The sequence below is a fragment of the Bradyrhizobium sp. genome (genome assembly GCF_016213215.1).
Lineage (GTDB): Bacteria > Pseudomonadota > Alphaproteobacteria > Rhizobiales > Xanthobacteraceae > Bradyrhizobium.
The window spans coordinates 1-16,169 of the sequence record NZ_JACRAW010000015.1 but is presented as its reverse complement, the minus strand read 5'-3'; the positions used below and the strand labels follow the sequence as shown (position 1 = coordinate 16,169).

19 protein-coding genes are annotated in these 16,169 nt (G+C 64.0%); 10 read left to right on the top strand and 9 right to left on the bottom strand.

What is annotated here, in order from left to right:
• From hisI to HY852_RS04025, 3 genes are all read left to right on the top strand, one after another.
• The coding region (gene hisI / locus HY852_RS04035) for a phosphoribosyl-AMP cyclohydrolase (RefSeq protein WP_291602833.1) at nucleotides 1-325 on the top strand (325 nt) is incomplete at its 5' end.
• Nucleotides 326-512: 187 nt separating this feature from the next.
• Complete coding sequence (locus tag HY852_RS04030; protein ID WP_291602831.1) at nucleotides 513-1,526, top strand: transglycosylase SLT domain-containing protein; 1,014 nt, start codon at nucleotides 513-515, stop codon at nucleotides 1,524-1,526.
• A gap of 144 nt (nucleotides 1,527-1,670) precedes the next feature.
• Complete coding sequence (locus tag HY852_RS04025; RefSeq protein ID WP_291602829.1) at nucleotides 1,671-2,846, top strand: DUF2336 domain-containing protein; 1,176 nt, start codon at nucleotides 1,671-1,673, stop codon at nucleotides 2,844-2,846.
• A 190-nt stretch (nucleotides 2,847-3,036) separates the two neighbouring features.
• On the opposite strand, the gene HY852_RS04020 is transcribed toward HY852_RS04025, so the two are convergent.
• From HY852_RS04020 to HY852_RS04010, 3 genes are all read right to left on the bottom strand, one after another.
• Nucleotides 3,037-3,618 carry an Hpt domain-containing protein gene (locus HY852_RS04020; RefSeq protein WP_291602826.1) on the bottom strand — a complete coding sequence of 194 codons (582 nt, stop codon included), beginning with the start codon at nucleotides 3,616-3,618 and terminating at the stop codon, nucleotides 3,037-3,039.
• A gap of 19 nt (nucleotides 3,619-3,637) precedes the next feature.
• Nucleotides 3,638-4,183, bottom strand: a complete 546-nt coding sequence (locus HY852_RS04015; protein ID WP_291602835.1) for a response regulator — start codon at nucleotides 4,181-4,183, stop codon at nucleotides 3,638-3,640.
• Nucleotides 4,184-4,268: 85 nt separating this feature from the next.
• A complete protein-coding gene (locus HY852_RS04010) occupies nucleotides 4,269-5,048 on the bottom strand; it encodes an NAD kinase (protein ID WP_291602822.1) in 780 nt (259 codons plus the stop codon).
• 384 nt (nucleotides 5,049-5,432) lie between these two features.
• On the opposite strand from HY852_RS04010, the gene HY852_RS04005 reads away from it, so the two are divergent.
• A complete protein-coding gene (locus HY852_RS04005) occupies nucleotides 5,433-7,004 on the top strand; it encodes a peptidase S10 (protein WP_291602821.1) in 1,572 nt (523 codons plus the stop codon).
• Between the two features lie 55 nt (nucleotides 7,005-7,059).
• Here HY852_RS04005 and HY852_RS04000 read toward each other — a convergent pair whose 3' ends face one another.
• Nucleotides 7,060-7,602 (bottom strand): tetratricopeptide repeat protein, encoded by a 543-nt coding sequence (locus tag HY852_RS04000; protein WP_291602820.1) that lies wholly within the window; start codon nucleotides 7,600-7,602, stop codon nucleotides 7,060-7,062.
• A gap of 418 nt (nucleotides 7,603-8,020) precedes the next feature.
• Here HY852_RS04000 and HY852_RS03995 point away from each other — a divergent pair, with 418 nt between their 5' ends.
• From HY852_RS03995 to HY852_RS03985, 3 genes are all read left to right on the top strand, one after another.
• Nucleotides 8,021-8,347, top strand: a complete 327-nt coding sequence (locus HY852_RS03995) for a hypothetical protein (RefSeq protein WP_291602818.1) — start codon at nucleotides 8,021-8,023, stop codon at nucleotides 8,345-8,347.
• 506 nt (nucleotides 8,348-8,853) lie between these two features.
• Nucleotides 8,854-9,561: an outer membrane beta-barrel protein gene (locus HY852_RS03990; RefSeq protein WP_291602816.1), complete on the top strand. Its 708-nt coding sequence runs from the start codon at nucleotides 8,854-8,856 to the stop codon at nucleotides 9,559-9,561.
• Between the two features lie 161 nt (nucleotides 9,562-9,722).
• A complete protein-coding gene (locus HY852_RS03985) occupies nucleotides 9,723-9,965 on the top strand; it encodes a DUF6719 family protein (protein ID WP_291602815.1) in 243 nt (80 codons plus the stop codon).
• Nucleotides 9,966-10,424: 459 nt separating this feature from the next.
• Here the strand turns inward: HY852_RS03985 and HY852_RS03980 are convergent, their stop codons facing one another.
• Nucleotides 10,425-10,787 carry a hypothetical protein gene (locus tag HY852_RS03980; RefSeq protein ID WP_367116321.1) on the bottom strand — a complete coding sequence of 121 codons (363 nt, stop codon included), beginning with the start codon at nucleotides 10,785-10,787 and terminating at the stop codon, nucleotides 10,425-10,427.
• 224 nt (nucleotides 10,788-11,011) lie between these two features.
• On the opposite strand from HY852_RS03980, the gene HY852_RS03975 reads away from it, so the two are divergent.
• A complete protein-coding gene (locus tag HY852_RS03975; RefSeq protein ID WP_291602813.1) occupies nucleotides 11,012-11,179 on the top strand; it encodes a hypothetical protein in 168 nt (55 codons plus the stop codon).
• Between the two features lie 67 nt (nucleotides 11,180-11,246).
• Here HY852_RS03975 and HY852_RS03970 read toward each other — a convergent pair whose 3' ends face one another.
• On the bottom strand, nucleotides 11,247-11,420 hold the full coding sequence (locus tag HY852_RS03970) for a hypothetical protein (protein WP_291602812.1): 174 nt from the start codon (nucleotides 11,418-11,420) through the stop codon (nucleotides 11,247-11,249).
• Nucleotides 11,421-11,643: 223 nt separating this feature from the next.
• Between HY852_RS03970 and HY852_RS03965 the strand changes: the two genes are divergently transcribed.
• Nucleotides 11,644-11,841 carry a hypothetical protein gene (locus tag HY852_RS03965; RefSeq protein ID WP_291602811.1) on the top strand — a complete coding sequence of 66 codons (198 nt, stop codon included), beginning with the start codon at nucleotides 11,644-11,646 and terminating at the stop codon, nucleotides 11,839-11,841.
• 92 nt (nucleotides 11,842-11,933) lie between these two features.
• Nucleotides 11,934-12,632, top strand: a complete 699-nt coding sequence (locus HY852_RS03960) for a class I SAM-dependent methyltransferase (RefSeq protein WP_291602810.1) — start codon at nucleotides 11,934-11,936, stop codon at nucleotides 12,630-12,632.
• Nucleotides 12,633-12,726: 94 nt separating this feature from the next.
• Here the strand turns inward: HY852_RS03960 and HY852_RS03955 are convergent, their stop codons facing one another.
• From HY852_RS03955 to HY852_RS03945, 3 genes are all read right to left on the bottom strand, one after another.
• Nucleotides 12,727-14,352 carry an NAD(P)-binding protein gene (locus HY852_RS03955; RefSeq protein ID WP_291602809.1) on the bottom strand — a complete coding sequence of 542 codons (1,626 nt, stop codon included), beginning with the start codon at nucleotides 14,350-14,352 and terminating at the stop codon, nucleotides 12,727-12,729.
• Nucleotides 14,353-14,363: 11 nt separating this feature from the next.
• Complete coding sequence (locus tag HY852_RS03950; protein WP_291602808.1) at nucleotides 14,364-15,404, bottom strand: thiamine pyrophosphate-dependent enzyme; 1,041 nt, start codon at nucleotides 15,402-15,404, stop codon at nucleotides 14,364-14,366.
• 33 nt (nucleotides 15,405-15,437) lie between these two features.
• Nucleotides 15,438-16,169, bottom strand: a 732-nt coding sequence (locus tag HY852_RS03945; RefSeq protein WP_291602807.1) for a transketolase C-terminal domain-containing protein, incomplete at its 5' end; no start/stop codon positions are given.

Genomic DNA, 16,169 nt, shown 5'->3' with positions numbered 1-16,169 from the left:
CGGCGAGGTGTTGATGGTCGCCCACATGAATGAAGAAGCGCTGCGCAGGACGATCGCGAGCGGTGAAGCCTGGTACTTCAGCCGTTCGCGCAATGCGTTATGGCGAAAAGGTGAGACTTCGGGTCAGACCCAGCGCGTCGTCGAGATGCGCATGGATTGCGATCAGGATGCGGTCTGGATTCGCGTCGAGCAGGTCGGTGCGGCCTGTCACACTGGTCGGCGATCCTGCTTTTACCGCAAGGTCGAGGCTGATGGCGCCACCGCGCGCCTTTCCTTCGTGGATGCGGATCGGCTATTCGATCCAAGGGCCGTCTACAAGAAGTGACGTCATTCCCGGCGCCGAGCGAACCCGAATCTGGACATTGCAGAATGAGATCCGGGTTTGTCGTTGCGTACCCGGGAACCCGTTAACCCGGCGTTAACCATAATCGCCCCACGGTGTGCCTCGCACGGGACCGGTTGTCGGCTCCCACTCATGCCGCGCGGTCGTCTCAAAGGAGCGGGGCACATTCATGGCGATCGACGCTTCAAACGCCACGCTGACGGCAGGTGTTGATCCGTCGCGCGCGCGAATCGCCGGCGCGATCAGGCAGGCCGCCAGCAACACCGGCGCCAGCTTCGAATACCTGCTCACCACCGCCAAGATGGAGTCGGACTTCAACCCGACCGCGGGAGCGACGACATCCTCGGCGCATGGTCTGTTTCAATTCATCGATCAGACCTGGCTCGGAACGGTGAAGGAGGCCGGCGCGCAGTTCGGCTACGGCAATTATGCCAACGCCATTACAAGGACAGCTTCGGGGAGCTACACCGTCGACGATCCTGCGATGCGACGGAGCATCATGAGGCTGCGCGATGATCCCGCGGCCGCCTCTGCGATGGCGGCGGCGCTGACCCAGTCGAACAGCTTCAAGCTGACCGGCAAGATCGGCCGTCGCCCGAACGATAGCGAACTCTATATGGCGCATTTCATGGGCGTCGGCGGCGCGGCCAAACTGATCAACGCCGCCGAAGGACAGCCGCAGGCGTCGGCAGTGCGGATGTTTCCGAATGCCGCAGCCGCCAATCACTCGATCTTCTACGACCGGAGCGGGCATGGGCGCAGCGTCTCCGAAGTCTATTCCGTGTTGAGCACGCGCTATGCCGGCGCCGCCAATTCGAAGGCCACCCGCAGCGCAATGGCGCTGTTCGGCGACACGCCGTCACCGGTCATGCCCGCGGTGGCGAGCGTAGCGCCGGCCGCGCCCGCGATCGACAACGCCGCTTTTCTTGCGAACTTCCCGGACGTTCGTGCGGTGACGCCGGTCACCACGACCTCGGCGTCGAACGCGACGGCGTCCGCCAGCGAGCCAATGTTCCGCTCCTTATTCCAGGGCGGCGAGCGGACCGATCCCGTATCGCCCGCGGTCCGGGAATTGTGGGGCAATTCGACGTCGATGACATCGGTGACGAGTTCCACGCCGAACGTCCGTCCACCGCAGCCGCTTGATCTTTTCAGCGATCGCGACGGCACCTACAGCAGCTGACCGGCCAGGGCCGGCTCCGAGCCTTAACAAAACGTCAATAGAACCAGTCGGTTATGGTGAACGCTTTGTTAAGCGTCGTGGTTTATTTTGTCTGTCGGTGGCATGGCGTCACCCTTTGGTTTCGTTGCGTAAGCCGGAAGGACAATGATCGTTCGGCAGTTTATCAACTGGGTCAGAACCGCATCTGCCGGTGAACGGGCGGAAGCGACGCGGGCATTGGCGAGAGCCTGGCTCATATCCGATCTTTCGGATGATGACCGAGCCGCTGCCGAGGGCGCGCTGCTGATGCAACTCGACGACCCGTCGCCGCTGGTGCGTCGGGCCATGGCGGATGTCTTCGCCCGCGGCATGGATGCTCCTGCGGCCATCGTGCAGGCGCTGTCGGTCGACCAGCCTTCGGTTTCGCTTCCCATCCTCGAACATTCGCCGCTTCTCATCGATGCCGATCTGGTCGACATCGTTGCGACCGGCGATTGCGAGGTGCAATGCGCGATAGCGCGCCGCATGCGCCTGCCGGCATCCGTCTGCGCGGCAATTGCCGAAGTCGGCTGCGCCGCGGCGGCGCTCGAATTGATCGAAAACGCCTACGCCGAGCTTGCACCGTTCTCCTGGGACCGCATCGTCGAGCGTCACGGACATCTCGCCGCAATCCGGGAATCGATGCTGGTGCTCGAGGATCTGCCGGCCGCGACGCGCGCGGCGCTGGTCGCCAAGCTCTCCGACACGCTGGCGCAATTCGTGGTGGCGCGAAACTGGCTCAGCGCGGAGCGGGCAGGGCGCATCGCCAGCGAAGCGCGCGACCGTTCGACGATCCATATCGCCGCGCGCTCCCGCGGCGAGGAAATGCAGGGCCTGGTGCGACATCTGCGCGTTACCGGCCAGCTGACGGCGGGGTTGATCTTGCGCGCGTTGTTGTCCGGCAATGTCGAACTGTTCGACAGCGCGCTCGCCGAGCTGTCCGACCTGCCGCGCGCGCGGGTCTCGGCCCTGCTGAATGATCGCGGCGGCGCCAGCCTCCATGCATTGCTGCGCCGCGCCGGACTGCCGGAATCGACCTTCGCCGCGTTCCAGGTGGCGCTCGATGCCTGCCATGAAAGCGGCTTCGTCGACAGCCTGGAGGGGGCTGCCCGACTGCGCCGGCGAATGGTGGAGCGGGTGCTCACCCATTGCGAAACCGAGCGCGGGGCGACCGAGCCGCTGATGATCCTGCTGCGGCGTTTTGCGACGGAATCGGCGCGCGAAGAGGCGCGCCTGTTCTGCGACGAACTGGCCGCCGACGAGGCAGTCGCGCCGGTCTATTACGACCTCGCCGCGGCATAGCCGGGCTTCCAAACTCCGGGCCGCGCGTGAGCGCGGACCTGAATCTTGTCATCGCAGGTACAGGGTGGCAAACGCGCGTCAGCGCCGTGCACGCCATCGGCTCGTCGCAGAATAGGCGGGCACGCTTCGCTTTGCCCACGCCACGGATCCCATTGCGATTGTATGGCTGCGTAGCCGTCGCGAGAGGGAGCTAATCCGCCGGCACGATGCTTGGCGCTAGGATCGCCTCGAGATGGTCGGGCCGATCGCGATTGACGCGCGCCAGATACTCGTCCGCGACTTTGCGCAAACGGCGGCTGAGCTCGCTCGACACGCTGATGGTATCGAGCTTGGTGTTCTCGTGCACGATCGCCTGGATGGCGTTGACGTGGTGCTCGATCAGGTCTGGCGGCACCTTGCGCAGGTCCGGGGCGTGCTCGATGAGCCGGCACAGGCTTTCGGCGGTGGCCGCCGCCTGCGGATAGCCAAACGTCACGGCGTCGCCCTTGATATCGTGGGCGGCCCGAAACAGTTCTTCACGCGTCTCGTTGGTGAAGCCCTTTTCCACGACGGCGGCGTGCGCCGAAAGGAGCCGTTTGGTCTCTTTCTCCATCCAGTCCCTGAACTCGCCGGAGAGACCGGCAAGCGCCTTCTCCGCCCGTGCGACCGGATCGTCGTCCGTGTCCTTTTCTCCTGCGCGGCGCAGCACCTTGCGCAGCGGGTTGGGCTGCGTGATGACGTGATGCGTGGCGTAGGTCTCGATCTGGAGCGCCGGCGTTTTCTGTTTCGCCATGGGAGCTTCCTCGCGTGACTTAGATGGCAGAGCGCGCCTTGTCGAGCAGTGAAGGCTGTTGCAGCACCTCGGCCTTCTCACCGACGCGGCGCTCCGGCCCCATATAGGCGTTGTTGGTGTTGCGGCGGCGATCCGGTCCGAAATAGGTCTTGGTCTTGATGAACGGCCGGGGATTGGCCACCACATTGAGGATGCGCTGGTAAAGCCCCTTGGCGGAAATCGGCTTGGCGAGGAATTCGGTGACCCCTGCGTCCCGCGCGACGGTCACCCGACGCTTCTCGGTGTGGCCGGTCAGCATGATGATGGGCGCGAAGGGATTGCCCTTGGATTCGGGCTGGCGGATCATCTGCGCGAGCTCGAGGCCGTCGAAGATGGGCATCGCCCAGTCGGTGATGACGATGTCCGGAACGTAGTGGCTGTACATTTCGAGCGCGGTCGCGCCGTCTTCGGCCTCATACACTTCGCGCGCGCCGAACGAATGCAACAGCGTCCGCAGGATGCGGCGCATGTGCGGATTGTCGTCGCACACGAGGAAGCGGAGCTTGTTGAAATCGATGCGGTACATGACGCCGGGGTCGAGCGGTATCCCAGCGTTAACCATATCGTGGCGCCGGTTAACGAAGCGTTGCGATCTGCGGCGCCGCGCTGGCTTAGTACCCGAATTGCTCGCGCAGGATGCGTTCCTCCAGGCTGTGACCGGGATCGAACAGCATTCGCATCGAGATGCTCTTGTCGGAAAGCACCTCGACCCGGCGGACATCGCGCACCTCGTCATGGTCGGCCACCGCCGCGACCGGACGCTTGTCGTCTTCGAGCACTTCGATGACAACGTAGGCGGTATTCGGCAGCAGGGCGCCGCGCCAACGCCGCGGGCGGAAGGGGCTGATCGGAGTCAGCGCGAGCAGGGCCGCGTTGATCGGCAGGATCGGTCCTTGGGCGGACAGGTTGTACGCCGTTGATCCCGCGGGCGTCGCCACCATGAGGCCGTCGGCGATCAGTTCGGGCATGCGCTCGCGGTCGTCGATCAGGATTCTCAATCGCGCCGCCTGGTAGGTCTGGCGGAACAGGGCGACTTCGTTGATGGCATGATGCAGGTGAACGTCGCCGTGGGTGTCGGTGGCGCGCATAAGGAGCGGATGAATGACCGAGACATGCGCCGCCGCCAGCCGCCCGCGCAAATCGTCGATGGAGAACTCGTTCATCAGGAAGCCGACAGTACCCCGATGCATGCCATAGATCGGCTTTCCCGAGCGCATGTTCTGGTGCAGCGTCTGCAGCATCAAACCGTCGCCGCCCAGAGCCACGACGACGTCGGCCTCCGCCGGCGCACAATTGCCGTAAAGCGCGGTGAGCTGCGCGTAGGCCGCCTGTGCCTCGGGGCCAGGGCTGGCGACGAAGGCGATCCGTTCGTATCGCTGAGGGGAGGTCATGAGATCGCTGCCTCGTCTGGTGCCTTGAGGGTTTGCGGCGGAGGTCGTCTATCGACCTTCGCTGCCAATGTCGAGATGACAGCTACTGCCGGCAAGCCATCCCGGGCATCGCACGCCGGACGAACAATTCCAGAACGCGCACGCCCGCGCCACGCCACCATGCCGATCCGGTTCACGTAGACCAGAAGAGACTAGACCGGTTACGTTAGAGGAGTGTTGCACTCGGCGAGGATCATCCCCGAACGGAAATCGTCGTGGTGGCGCAAGACCGATTTCCGAGCCGTTGCGAGCAACGCCAAACCGTCGCAATCTGCGCCTAAGCGAGCCGCTTGAAGACTTTGTCCGAGCGATGCGAGCTCAAGGACCGCGGCAGGGAGTAAAGTCATGGGATTGCCGAAGCTGCGCCGCGGATGGTTCCTGTTCGTGCTGCTTGCGATCGGTTCGGCAGGCACAGCGCGGGCGGAAGACCCGCCGGCCGCGGCGCAGCGGCATCACCCCGGACTTGCGGCGCCTGCCGGCCAGAAGGGTGGGCCGGGAGCGCGCAGCGGCAATACGCCGAGCTCGCCGGCAACCGCCGATCACCATCGTTTACCGCCGGATTCCACGACCCAGCACAGCATCGAGCTTCCGGGCCGGTCGCTGGCCTTCACCGCGACCGCGGGCTCGATCCGCCTGTTCGACGACAAGGGCGAGCCGCAGGCCGATGTCGCATACACGTCGTATCAACTCGACGGCGCCGACCGGGGGAGCCGTCCCGTGACGTTCGTGTTCAACGGCGGACCCGGCGCGGCGTCGGCCTGGCTTCAGCTTGGCAACAACGGACCGTGGCGCTTGCCCATCAACGCGGATGCGGTCACGCCCTCTGCGCCCCCGGAACTGCAGCCCAACGCCGAGACCTGGCTCGACTTCACCGATCTCGTCTTCATCGATCCTGTCGGCACCGGTTACAGCCGTTTCGTCGCCACGGGCGAAGAGGTGCGCAAGCGGTTCTACTCCGTCGACGGCGACGTCAGCTCGATCGCCGTCGTGATCCGCCGCTGGCTGGAGAAGCATGACCGGCTGTTGGCACCGAAATACGTGGTGGGCGAGAGCTATGGCGGCATTCGCGGGCCGAAGCTCGTTCGTAATCTGCAAACTCAGCAGGGCGTCGGGGTGAGGGGACTGATCCTGGTTTCGCCGCTGCTCGACTTCCGCGAATTCGCGGGCTCGAGCCTGCTGCAATACGTGGCGAGGCTGCCGAGCTATGCGGCGGTCGCACGCGAGGCCAAGGGGGCGGTCACGCGCGCCGATCTTGCCGACGTAGAGGACTACGCGCGAGGCGATTTTCTCCTCGACCTTGTCAAGGGCCGAGCGGATAGCGAGGCCACCAATCGCCTCGCGGACAAGGTGGCGGCGCTGACCGGCATCGACCAGGCCGTCAGCCGCCGGCTCGCCGGTCGCTTTGATGTCGCCGAATTCCGCCGTGAATTCGACCGGAAGAGCGGCAAGGTTACCGGCCGTTACGACGCGTCGGTGCGCGGCTTCGATCCGTTTCCGGATTCGAGTTTCTTCCGCTTCGGCGACCCGTCCGGGGATTCTCTCGCCGCGCCGCTCACGAGCGCTGCCTTCGATCTCACTACGCGCAAGCTGAAATGGCGGCCCGACGGCTCGTACGAGCTGATAAATGGCGCCGTGGAACGGGCCTGGGACTTCGGCCGCGGCACCAATCCCGCGCAGTCCGTCACCGAGCTGCGCCAGATTCTGGCGACCGATCCCAAGCTCAAGGTGCTGGTCGCGCACGGGCTGTTCGATCTTGCGACGCCCTATTTCGGTTCAAAGATGATCCTCGACCAGTTGCCCGCTTACGCCTCGCCCGAGCGGGTCAAGCTCGCCGTCTATCCCGGCGGCCACATGTTCTATTCGCGCGATGCCGCGCGCCAGGCGCTCCGCGCCGAGGTGCAGGCGTTGATGAAATAGGAAACCGGCGCGGGCTTCTCGCCGGCGCCGGCTGTCGATTTGGGGTCGATCACGCTCAGTACACGAGGCCCGTTGCAGTCGGCTTTTCCAAGGCTGCGGCAAGCGAGCGATATTCTTCGGTGTCCGTTCCGGAGAGCGCAGCGATGCGGCTCAGGTGATATTGCGCCTGCTCGCGGTTGCCCTGTTCAAGCTGCCAGAGACCATAATACTGCCAAGTCCGGACGTGGGTGGGATCGGCCTTCAGCGCACGCTCGTACCACGCCTGCGACAGCTTGTAGTCGCCGAGCTTGCGATACGAGTAGCCGATCAGGTTGGCGACGTCGGCGACGTCATCGCGGCCGAGCGCCTTCAGCTGCTCGATCGCTCCGCCGTAGTCGTGGCCATCGTAGATCATGGCGTGGGCCGTACGGTAGGCGGCGAGGAATTTCGGATCGTCGATGCTGGAGCTTTTCTTTTTCTTGCTCTTGGTTGATGTCGAGCCCGATGACGGCGCCGATGGTTCGTCGCTGCCGGCCGCGTAGGCGCTGTGGAGCGCCGGCGCGCCGGCCAGGGTCATCGACACAACGGCCGGGACCACAATCCTTGCGAATTTTCGCATCTATCTCTCCCGTATGCGAGGCGACCGCACGTGATCGCCTTCCAGGTGGCGGTTCTGAAGTTCGCAATGCGGACTTCCGGACGTAGGCCAAACCAGATCAACCAGTTACTGGTGTCCTTCGGTTCCGAAGTTCGCAAACGACATTGCCGCAGGAGTGGGCGAACTACGGAGTCGGGACACTAGCCGGAACACCCGAGCCCGACAAACATTCCCGCTCCCCACGGCATATTATCGGCGGGCGAACATCGCTGCGCCCGGTGGTCCATCGAGGCAGATGACAATCCTGTCATGCAGATGAACGGAATCCGCCAAGAGGCTTCAGGACGGGTTCACGGCCGGCGGCCTAGCGTTGCAGGCGTGATCGACGAGGTGCCGGTAATTCCCGCCGGCACTTGAGGTCCTTCAAGAGGAGTTGACCATGCTGAAGACCCTTTCCGCAGCCCTGCTCGCAGCTTCCATGATCGCTGCGCCCGCGTTTGCCGAGACTGCCGCGAAGACCGCAACGCAAGCACCGGTGATCAAGGCCGAGCAGACCAAATCGAAGGCGGTGAACGCCGCGGCCAAGACCGACCCCAAGACCGACCCCAAGACGGACGCCAAGGTCGGCATCAAGAGCGAGGCCACCAAGACGGATGCGAAGACTGATACCAAGATTGACGCCAAGGCCTCCGACGCCAAGGCCGACGCCAAGACTGTCCCCAACGCGAAGCCGCTCGACGCCAACGCCAAGCAGCTGCGTCGGTGAAGCCCGGCTGATGAGGATCCGCTCGGTGCGGATCTGCATTGCCCCGCCACGCCAATAGAGACGGGATCAAGCGATACGAGGTGCGGCCTGACCGAGATGCGGTTCGTCGATTGCGACCCGTGCATTTCGGCAGACCGTGCCCGCGGCCGCCTCGGTTCGTCATCGACACGGAGGCGATCTCTGCGCCGGCGGTTTACGCGTCCTTTCTCGAACTGGAAAAGATGACACGATAGGGCAAAGCCGCCGTTCATCCGGCCGTGGTAGGAACTGCGGTGGTCGCGAGCTTTGATAGATCCGAGGGAGCCGCGGCCCCTGCCTTGGGCATTGACATATTTTGACGGCTGCCCACCTGGGGGCAGAACAAACTGTCGCAGGACGGAACAAACAAGGCGTTCCTGCGGTTCCGTCAAAGTCGCGAACGATCAACGTTCCGGCATTGCCGCAGAGCAACCAAATTCGAGCCACGTTGTTCGCGGAGGGTCGATCGGGATTAACGGGGAATATCAATGAGGAAGATTCTGCTCGGCGCTGCCACTCTTCTGGCCTTCGCTGCGCCGGCCGTTGCGGCCGATGTGCCACCGCGCCCGTATACGAAGGCGCCGGCCTATACGCCGCCGCAGGTGATTTACAACTGGACCGGCTTCTATATCGGCGGTCACCTTGGCGGTGCCCTTGCCGGCGATGACACCTTCCAGAGCAGCGAGGCGCGCCTTCTCGGCGGCGTCCAAGGCGGCTTCGACTATCAGTTCGCGTCCAACTGGGTGATGGGCATCGAGGCCCAGTACAGCTGGCTGCCGACCAACAACAACGGCGTGCTGTTTCCCGCCGGGACGCTCGTAACCACCAACACCGACCAGCTTGGTTCGGTCACCGGCCGGCTCGGCTACACTTGGGGGCCCGCGCTGCTTTATGCCAAGGGTGGATACGCCTGGCGCGAAAACAGCCTCGGCGTCGGCGTCGGTGGTGCGCCCGCGGCTTTCGCCACCGATGGCAATCACAAGGACGGCTACACGGTCGGCGCCGGCCTGGAATACATGTTCGCACCGAACTGGTCGGCCAAGGCCGAGTACCAGTATTACAATTTCGGCAACACCACCTTCACAGCCGGGCCTGCCGACATTGTCGGTGCCAAGTCGCGTGAGGACGAGCATACCGTCAAGCTCGGCGTGAACTACCGGTTCGGCTGGGGTGGTCCGCCCGGCTCGCGCTACTGAGCCACCGAATTGAATTGCGTTGAATGGGCCGGCTGTTGCCGGCCCTCGTTTTACGACCACAGCAATCTCGGCTGCGCTAAGGCAAAAATATTTTTTGCCGCATAGGGAACCTGTCGTGAAGAGCGGCTATATATTGTCGCGGGCAGGGGTGGATGTTGAACATGCGTACCGCGGCGCTGGTTGTTTTTTCATTGCTTTCAGTTGCACTGCCGTCCCGCGCTCAGACCGTCCTCAAGTCCGAGCCGCTGGTGCTGGCGCCCTATGAGGTGGCGTTCGTGCAGAGCGGGTTCTGTCCCACCGGCAAGGTGCTGAAGGTGACCGGTGCAATCCGCGGCCTGAATCGCAGGAAAGCGTGTGTCACCCTCTCCGCCGAGCAGGCCTTGCTGGCCCCGACGATTCCCTAAATTCTCTATTCTTCCGTGAGTACTCGCTGCTCACCTTGACCTGCGGATGCAGGACAGCGTGAGGGCACGGCTAAGCTTCAACTGATCCAACTAAGGCACAGGAATATTTGAAGTTTTTGTCATGACAGCCGGGTCGCCCACGACCTGGTGAGCCGCCACTCCGCGCTGCGACGGCACCCGGCGGTAGGCGCCTGAGTCGTAAACGAGTGGTGAATCCCGGAAAAAAGAATCCTCAGGACTCACGGCCCGGAATCAGGGGATGTTTTCGGCATGACGATCACCCCGCTCACCTCATGTGAACGAATCCTGCTGCCGCTCAGCCTGGCGCTACTGGGCGCCTGCGTGACGAACCTGCTGCTGGTTTGCGCCTGGCTCCAGACAGGATCTTGAGCCGTGACGCCCGCAGCAGGCGGGCAACTCGGACGGTGAACCTAAGCGATAGAAGCCGCGCCGAACATCTCAGTTTTCCGACCGCGGCGGCGGGACCTCATGGATGGCGGCCCGTACCTTCGCCAATGTCGTGCTGAAATACTCTTCCCGCTCGCGGCGAAAGCGCTCCTGATGCTTGCGAAAGCTTGAGATCCGGTCGCGCACCTCCGCCGCCACTTCGCTGGCGACGTTTGGCGAGTGGATACGGATCTCCGGTGGGGGAGATCGGGGCGCGCTCGGGGCGGAGGGCCGGGCTTCGAGCACATATTCGACCGCCGCCAGCGTTGCCGATTCGGAACTTGACGGAGGGGCGACCGAAGGCTGTTCCGCCTTGGGGAAATCCTCTGTCTTACCCTTAACCGACTGCACAAACGCCAAGGTCTGCGCGATCAACGCATCGCGTTCCCGCATCCACTTCATGACACCCACCTCAACCCGGTCCGAATAGCAGCAGAGGCTCTTTGCAGATTCAAGTCAGTCGCAGTGACCTATGTTGATAACCCAGGCTTGGCGCCGTGGGCGGAAGCGTGACTCCGTACCGGTCGAGCGGGTCTTCGGGGTTTGGCCCGGCTCACAATGCGGTTGCATATTTTCCCCTTCCGCCCGAGATTGGATGCATGGAAGCGCCCGCAGAATGGCTGGAGGAAATGCAAGGGCTGCGCCTAGTGCGCAGCTTTCTGGTGTTGCCCGTCGAGAAGCGGCGGCTCGTCCTGCAGTTCGTCGAGGCGCTGGCGAATGAGCCGAGCACGCCCGGCAGGCAGGAATGGGAGAGTTCCGCTCCCTAGCTTGGGCGTTGCGTCGTTCACGCTGCTGGATGTCGGGGTCGAAGGGCGTAACCGATCCGGTCCCTGATTACTCTTGCTCATCGCCGCTCTGGCCCGGGCCGGTTTCGTCGAGCAGTTCGAGCGCGGTCTCGATTTCTTCCAGCAGACGCTCGATCTGCTCGCGCTCGTGCGGGCCGGAATCAGCCTGCAGCCGCTCGAGCAGCTGTTGCTTTCGCGCTAACAGCTTGGCAGCAGTCGACACGCCTTCTCCTTGAGCATGATCGTGGCCGGTGCTCGGCACCTCTGGCGAAGATAGGCGGGCTCGCCTCGATTGCTAATCGGGATCGGCTTGTTTGCCGGCTGCTCGGCGGCCGCCGGTTCCCGGGCGAGCCGCCCGGCCCGCGTTCTGCCCTTTTTTGGTCGTTTATAATCCGTTAACCGGAATCAGAGTCCTCTTTACGGTCAACCATGATGAGGGCGGCGCGATGACCAGGGAAGCACGCGAGTTTCGCCGGCTTGAATGCCTTTGTCGGGAGCAGGCCCGGCAGTCCAGCGTTGATCTGGCGCGGGTCGGCCTCGAGAGAGTTGCGGAGGATTGCCGGCTCGCCGCCGAGGCGATCGAGCGTGATCGTCAGGTTCGCGCACTTCCGCGGCTACGATTTCTGCTGCAGGCGGTGTGGTGACGCGACATTCGTCAGACATCTTGGGAGTCGGTCCCCGCATCATGGAGTGATAGTGGCGCTCGGGTCGCCCAGCCCGACACAGTTGTTCTCGGATGAACTCAGAACGTCCTCCTGTTCTCGCCCACGAGCGCTTCGTTGCCGAACGCGACAGCTTCGCAGGTCTCGATCTCGCCGCTCGGTTCGATCGCATTGCAGAGATCAACCTGTGGGGCGCGACGACCTCGGTTTCGGGCTTGGGATCCGAGGATCGCGCGACCGCCGCGATCAGGCAGGCTCTGCCTGCGCTGTTGCTGCGATTGGGGATACACTCGCTGCTCGATGCACCGTGCGGTGATGCAGGCTGGATTGGCGCCTGCAATCTGGCGGCCGATTACATCGGCATCGATATCGTGCCGTCGTTGATCGCCGCCAACATCCAGAGAGTTGAGACGGGCCAATTGGCCGGACGTTTCGTCGCCGCCGACATCACCCGCGATGCCCTGCCATGCGCCGATCTGATCCTCTGTCGGGACTGCCTGGTGCATCTGAGCTATTCGAACATTGACCGGGCTATTGCGCGATTCCGCGCCAGCGGCGCGCGTTGGCTGCTCACGACCACCTTTCCCGAATGGAGAGAAAACCTGGATTGCGAAGACGGCGATTGGCGCGCGCTGAACCTGCAGAAGGCGCCGTTCGACTGGCCGGCTCCGCTCGAGCTTGTCAACGAGCGATGCGACGAAGGCGGCGGCGCCTGGCAGGACAAGAGTCTTGGACTTTGGCGCCTTGCCGATATTCCGGAGCGGACCGCCTGATGATTGCGGCATCCCGCATGGCGAACCGCCGACGCGTCCCTGAAAATCGATCTACGGCACTGCATCCAGAGCACCAAGCGATCTCGCCTCTCGCTCAGATCGCTTCAGGGACCATCCCGATCGCACCGCACGGGCATTCCTGAGCGCAAATGCCGCAGCCCTTGCAATAGTCGAGATTGATCTGGAAGCCGAGGCCCGGGCCGAGCTTTATGATCGCGTTGTCAGGGCATACGCCGTAGCAATTGTCGCACTCGAAGCAGTTTCCGCAACTGAGACACCGGCGCGCCTCATAGAGCGCGTTGCTTTCGTCCAGTCCTTTCACAACCTCCTCGAAGGTCGAGGTGCGGCGCGCGGTTTCCAGCAGCGGCCGCAGTGTCTTCGGCGCTTCGCCGTAATACCAGGTGTTCAGCTTGTCGGCGGTGGCGACCTCATGTGGCGGAGCCGGCTGGTAGGTTTCTCCGCCCAGCCAGGCATCGATGTGACGGGCGGCCTTCTTGCCATGCCCGACCGCAACCGTGACGGTGCGTTCGGACGGCACCATGTCGCCGCCAGCAAAGATGCCGGGCGCGCCGGTCATCATGTTGGGGCCGACCTGCACCACGCCGTCCTTCACTTCGAGGCCTGGCACGCCCTGCAAGAGCGAGAGATCGACATCCTGGCCGAGCGCCAGCACGACGGAGTCCGCCTGCAGCGTTTCGAATTCGCCGGTCGGCTGCGGAAAGCCCTTGTCGTCCAGCTGCATCTTCTCGACCGTGATCGATCCGGCCTCGACATTCTTGATGGTCGACAGCCATTTCATCATGACGCCTTCTTCCAGCGCCTCTTCCAGCTCGAAATCGTGCGCGGGCATCTTCTCGCGGGTGCGGCGGTAGACGATGACGGCTTCCTCGGCGCCGAGCCGCTTTGCGGTGCGGGCGACGTCAAGCGCGGTGTTGCCGCCGCCATAGACCACGACGCGCCGGCCGAGCAGGGGCTTGTCCTCGCCTTCCATAGAGCGCAGGACCTGCACGGCGTCCAGGATTCTCGCGGCTTCGCCGGCGGGAATATAGGCGCGCTTGGCGATATGAGCGCCGACGGCGAGAAAGGCCGCGTCGAAACCACCCTCGGTCATGGCATGGCCGATGTTGGCTATCTTGACGTTGTATTCGATCGTTACGCCGAGATCGGTGATGCGCTTGACCTCCGCGTCCAGCACGTCGCGCGGCAGGCGATATTTCGGGATGCCGAAGCGCATCATCCCGCCCGGCAAGGGTCCGGCTTCCTTGATCGTCACGCTGTGACCGAGGCGCGCCAGGTGATAGGCCGCCGACAGGCCGGATGGACCCGCGCCGACCACCAGCACCTTCTTGCCCGATGATGGCGCCGTGGCCTGGAATGACCAGCCGTTCTTGATGGCGAGGTCGCCGAGAAATCGCTCGACCGAGTTGATGCCGACCGAGGAATCGAGCGCGCCGCGATTGCAGGCGCCTTCGCACGGGTGATAGCAGACGCGGCCCATCACGGCGGGCAGCGGATTGTTTTCCGTCAGTTTGCGCCAGGCGGCTTCATAATTCCCGCCCTCGGCATGAGCGAGCCAGCCCTGGATGTCCTCGCCGGCCGGGCAGGCGTGATTGCAGGGCGGCAGCCGATGTACATATTCGGGCCGCGACGTTCGCCACGACCCGGTGTGGTTGATGAGCGAGGTGCCGACGTCGAGAGTGATGGCGAAGGGATGATCCATGATCGTTGTCCTCACGCATCCTCGCCGGCGGCATCGACCAGGCCGTATTCGGCGATATTGGAGTCGCAGAGCGCCTGAAGCCGCGCCACGCGGGGGTCTTCATGGCCGCCTTTGAGCAGATGGGCGAAGCGGCGCTGCAGCTTCAGATACTCCGTCACCGGCACCTGACGGCGGATCTTGCGAACGTGCGTGACCTTGCCGTGCTCGGCCTCGAAAATGGGATAAATGCCGCATTCCACGGAGAGCCGTGCGATACGGATCGTATCGTGTGAAGCCGCGCCCCAGCCGAGCGGGCAGGGCACGTTGATCTGGATATAGCGAGCGCCGTGAATGCTCATCGCCTTGGTGACCTTACGCTCGAGGTCATGCAGATCGGCGACCGTTGCGGTGGCGACATAGGGAATGTTGTGGGCGACGGCGATCTTCGGCACCGATTTGCCGGTACCGAACACATTGCCCGGCTCGGGGCCGACCGCCGGCGTGGTCGCGGTGCGAGCGGTTGGCGGCGTCGCGGAGGAGCGCTGCACGCCGGTGTTCATGTAGCCTTCGTTGTCGTAGCAGATGTAGAGCACGTCGTCGTTGCGCTCGAACATCCCGGACAGGCACTGGAAGCCGATGTCGGTCGTGCCGCCGTCGCCCCCCTGTGCGATCACGCGCACATTGCTGCGCTTCTTCACGCGCATTGCCGCCGCAACCCCGGTTGCGACCGCCGCCGCGTTGCCGAACAGCGAATGCAGCCACGGCAATTGCCACGAGGTCTCCGGATAGGGCGTGGTGAAGACTTCCAGGCAGCCGGTCGCGTTGACCGCGATCAGGTTGTTGTTGGTCGCGCGCATCGCCGCGTCGATCGCATAGCGTGCGCCGAGCGCTTCGCCGCATCCCTGACAGGCGCGGTGGCCGCAGGTCAAGGCATTGGAGCGGTCGCGGGAGGCCTGGACCGTACGCTCCGCCTCAGTGACCAGCCGATTGCCGACGGTGAACGTGCCCTTCTGATAATATTTCAGCTTCTGGACCGCTTCTCCAGGTGGAAGTGTCGCGGTGTGATTGGTCATGAAATATTCCTTGGCATGATCCTGAAACCATCCTCACTCGGCGGGCGGCAGACCGGATGCGATTGCGAGCTGGCGCAGGATGTTCTCGGCGGTCGGTCCCGAACGGCGGCTCTTGCGCTTGCGATGGATCTCGCGGCCGACGACCCTCTCGTTGAGATCCAGGAAATGCGTTCCCTCCCAGGGCTGCACGCTCGCCTGCCGGAACAGGCGATGCAGCGAGCCGCGCGTGATGGCTCGTCCGCCAAGCCCCGCGACCGCCGAGTGCAGCCGCGGCGCGCGCGGCAAATTGCGCAGCGCGACGCCGACGTTGTCGGCAAGCTGTCCGCCCATGCCGACTGCGATGCTCTTCTCGATCACCACGACGTCCGTGGCGCCGGCGAGCGCGTTGCGCAGCGCATCGACGGGGAACGGCCGGAACGAGACGATAGTCACGAGCCCGATCCGAATGCCCTCGTCGCGCATCTCGTCGATCGTGTCCTTGATGGTGCCGCAGACCGAACCCATCGCGACCACCAGCATGTCGGCGTCGTCAGTGCGATAGCTGCGCAGCAGGCCACCCGATTCGCGCCCGAACTTTTCGGCGAAATCGCGCGCGAATTCGGGGATCAGCCGCAGCGCCTGGGTTTGCTTGTAATGGGCGAGGAACCGCACTTCGGTGAAGGCGTCGGGTCCGACCATCGCGCCGATCGAGGCGGGGGAGCCGGGGTCGAGCACCTGGACGGGATCGTAGGGCGGCAAGTAGCCGTCCACTGTCGCCTGGTCGGG

Bases quoted from the DNA above. Each gene is read 5' to 3' on its own strand.
- HY852_RS04030 (WP_291602831.1), top strand. From the start codon at position 513: ATGGCGATCGACGCTTCAAACGCCACGCTGACGGCAGGTGTTGATCCG.
- HY852_RS04025 (WP_291602829.1), top strand. From the start codon at position 1,671: ATGATCGTTCGGCAGTTTATCAACTGGGTCAGAACCGCATCTGCCGGT.
- HY852_RS04020 (WP_291602826.1), bottom strand. From the start codon at position 3,618: ATGGCGAAACAGAAAACGCCGGCGCTCCAGATCGAGACCTACGCCACG.
- HY852_RS04015 (WP_291602835.1), bottom strand. From the start codon at position 4,183: ATGTACCGCATCGATTTCAACAAGCTCCGCTTCCTCGTGTGCGACGAC.
- HY852_RS04010 (WP_291602822.1), bottom strand. From the start codon at position 5,048: ATGACCTCCCCTCAGCGATACGAACGGATCGCCTTCGTCGCCAGCCCT.
- HY852_RS04005 (WP_291602821.1), top strand. From the start codon at position 5,433: ATGGGATTGCCGAAGCTGCGCCGCGGATGGTTCCTGTTCGTGCTGCTT.
- HY852_RS04000 (WP_291602820.1), bottom strand. From the start codon at position 7,602: ATGCGAAAATTCGCAAGGATTGTGGTCCCGGCCGTTGTGTCGATGACC.
- HY852_RS03995 (WP_291602818.1), top strand. From the start codon at position 8,021: ATGCTGAAGACCCTTTCCGCAGCCCTGCTCGCAGCTTCCATGATCGCT.
- HY852_RS03990 (WP_291602816.1), top strand. From the start codon at position 8,854: ATGAGGAAGATTCTGCTCGGCGCTGCCACTCTTCTGGCCTTCGCTGCG.
- HY852_RS03985 (WP_291602815.1), top strand. From the start codon at position 9,723: ATGCGTACCGCGGCGCTGGTTGTTTTTTCATTGCTTTCAGTTGCACTG.
- HY852_RS03975 (WP_291602813.1), top strand. From the start codon at position 11,012: ATGGAAGCGCCCGCAGAATGGCTGGAGGAAATGCAAGGGCTGCGCCTA.
- HY852_RS03965 (WP_291602811.1), top strand. From the start codon at position 11,644: ATGACCAGGGAAGCACGCGAGTTTCGCCGGCTTGAATGCCTTTGTCGG.
- HY852_RS03960 (WP_291602810.1), top strand. From the start codon at position 11,934: ATGAACTCAGAACGTCCTCCTGTTCTCGCCCACGAGCGCTTCGTTGCC.
- HY852_RS03955 (WP_291602809.1), bottom strand. From the start codon at position 14,352: ATGGATCATCCCTTCGCCATCACTCTCGACGTCGGCACCTCGCTCATC.
- HY852_RS03950 (WP_291602808.1), bottom strand. From the start codon at position 15,404: ATGACCAATCACACCGCGACACTTCCACCTGGAGAAGCGGTCCAGAAG.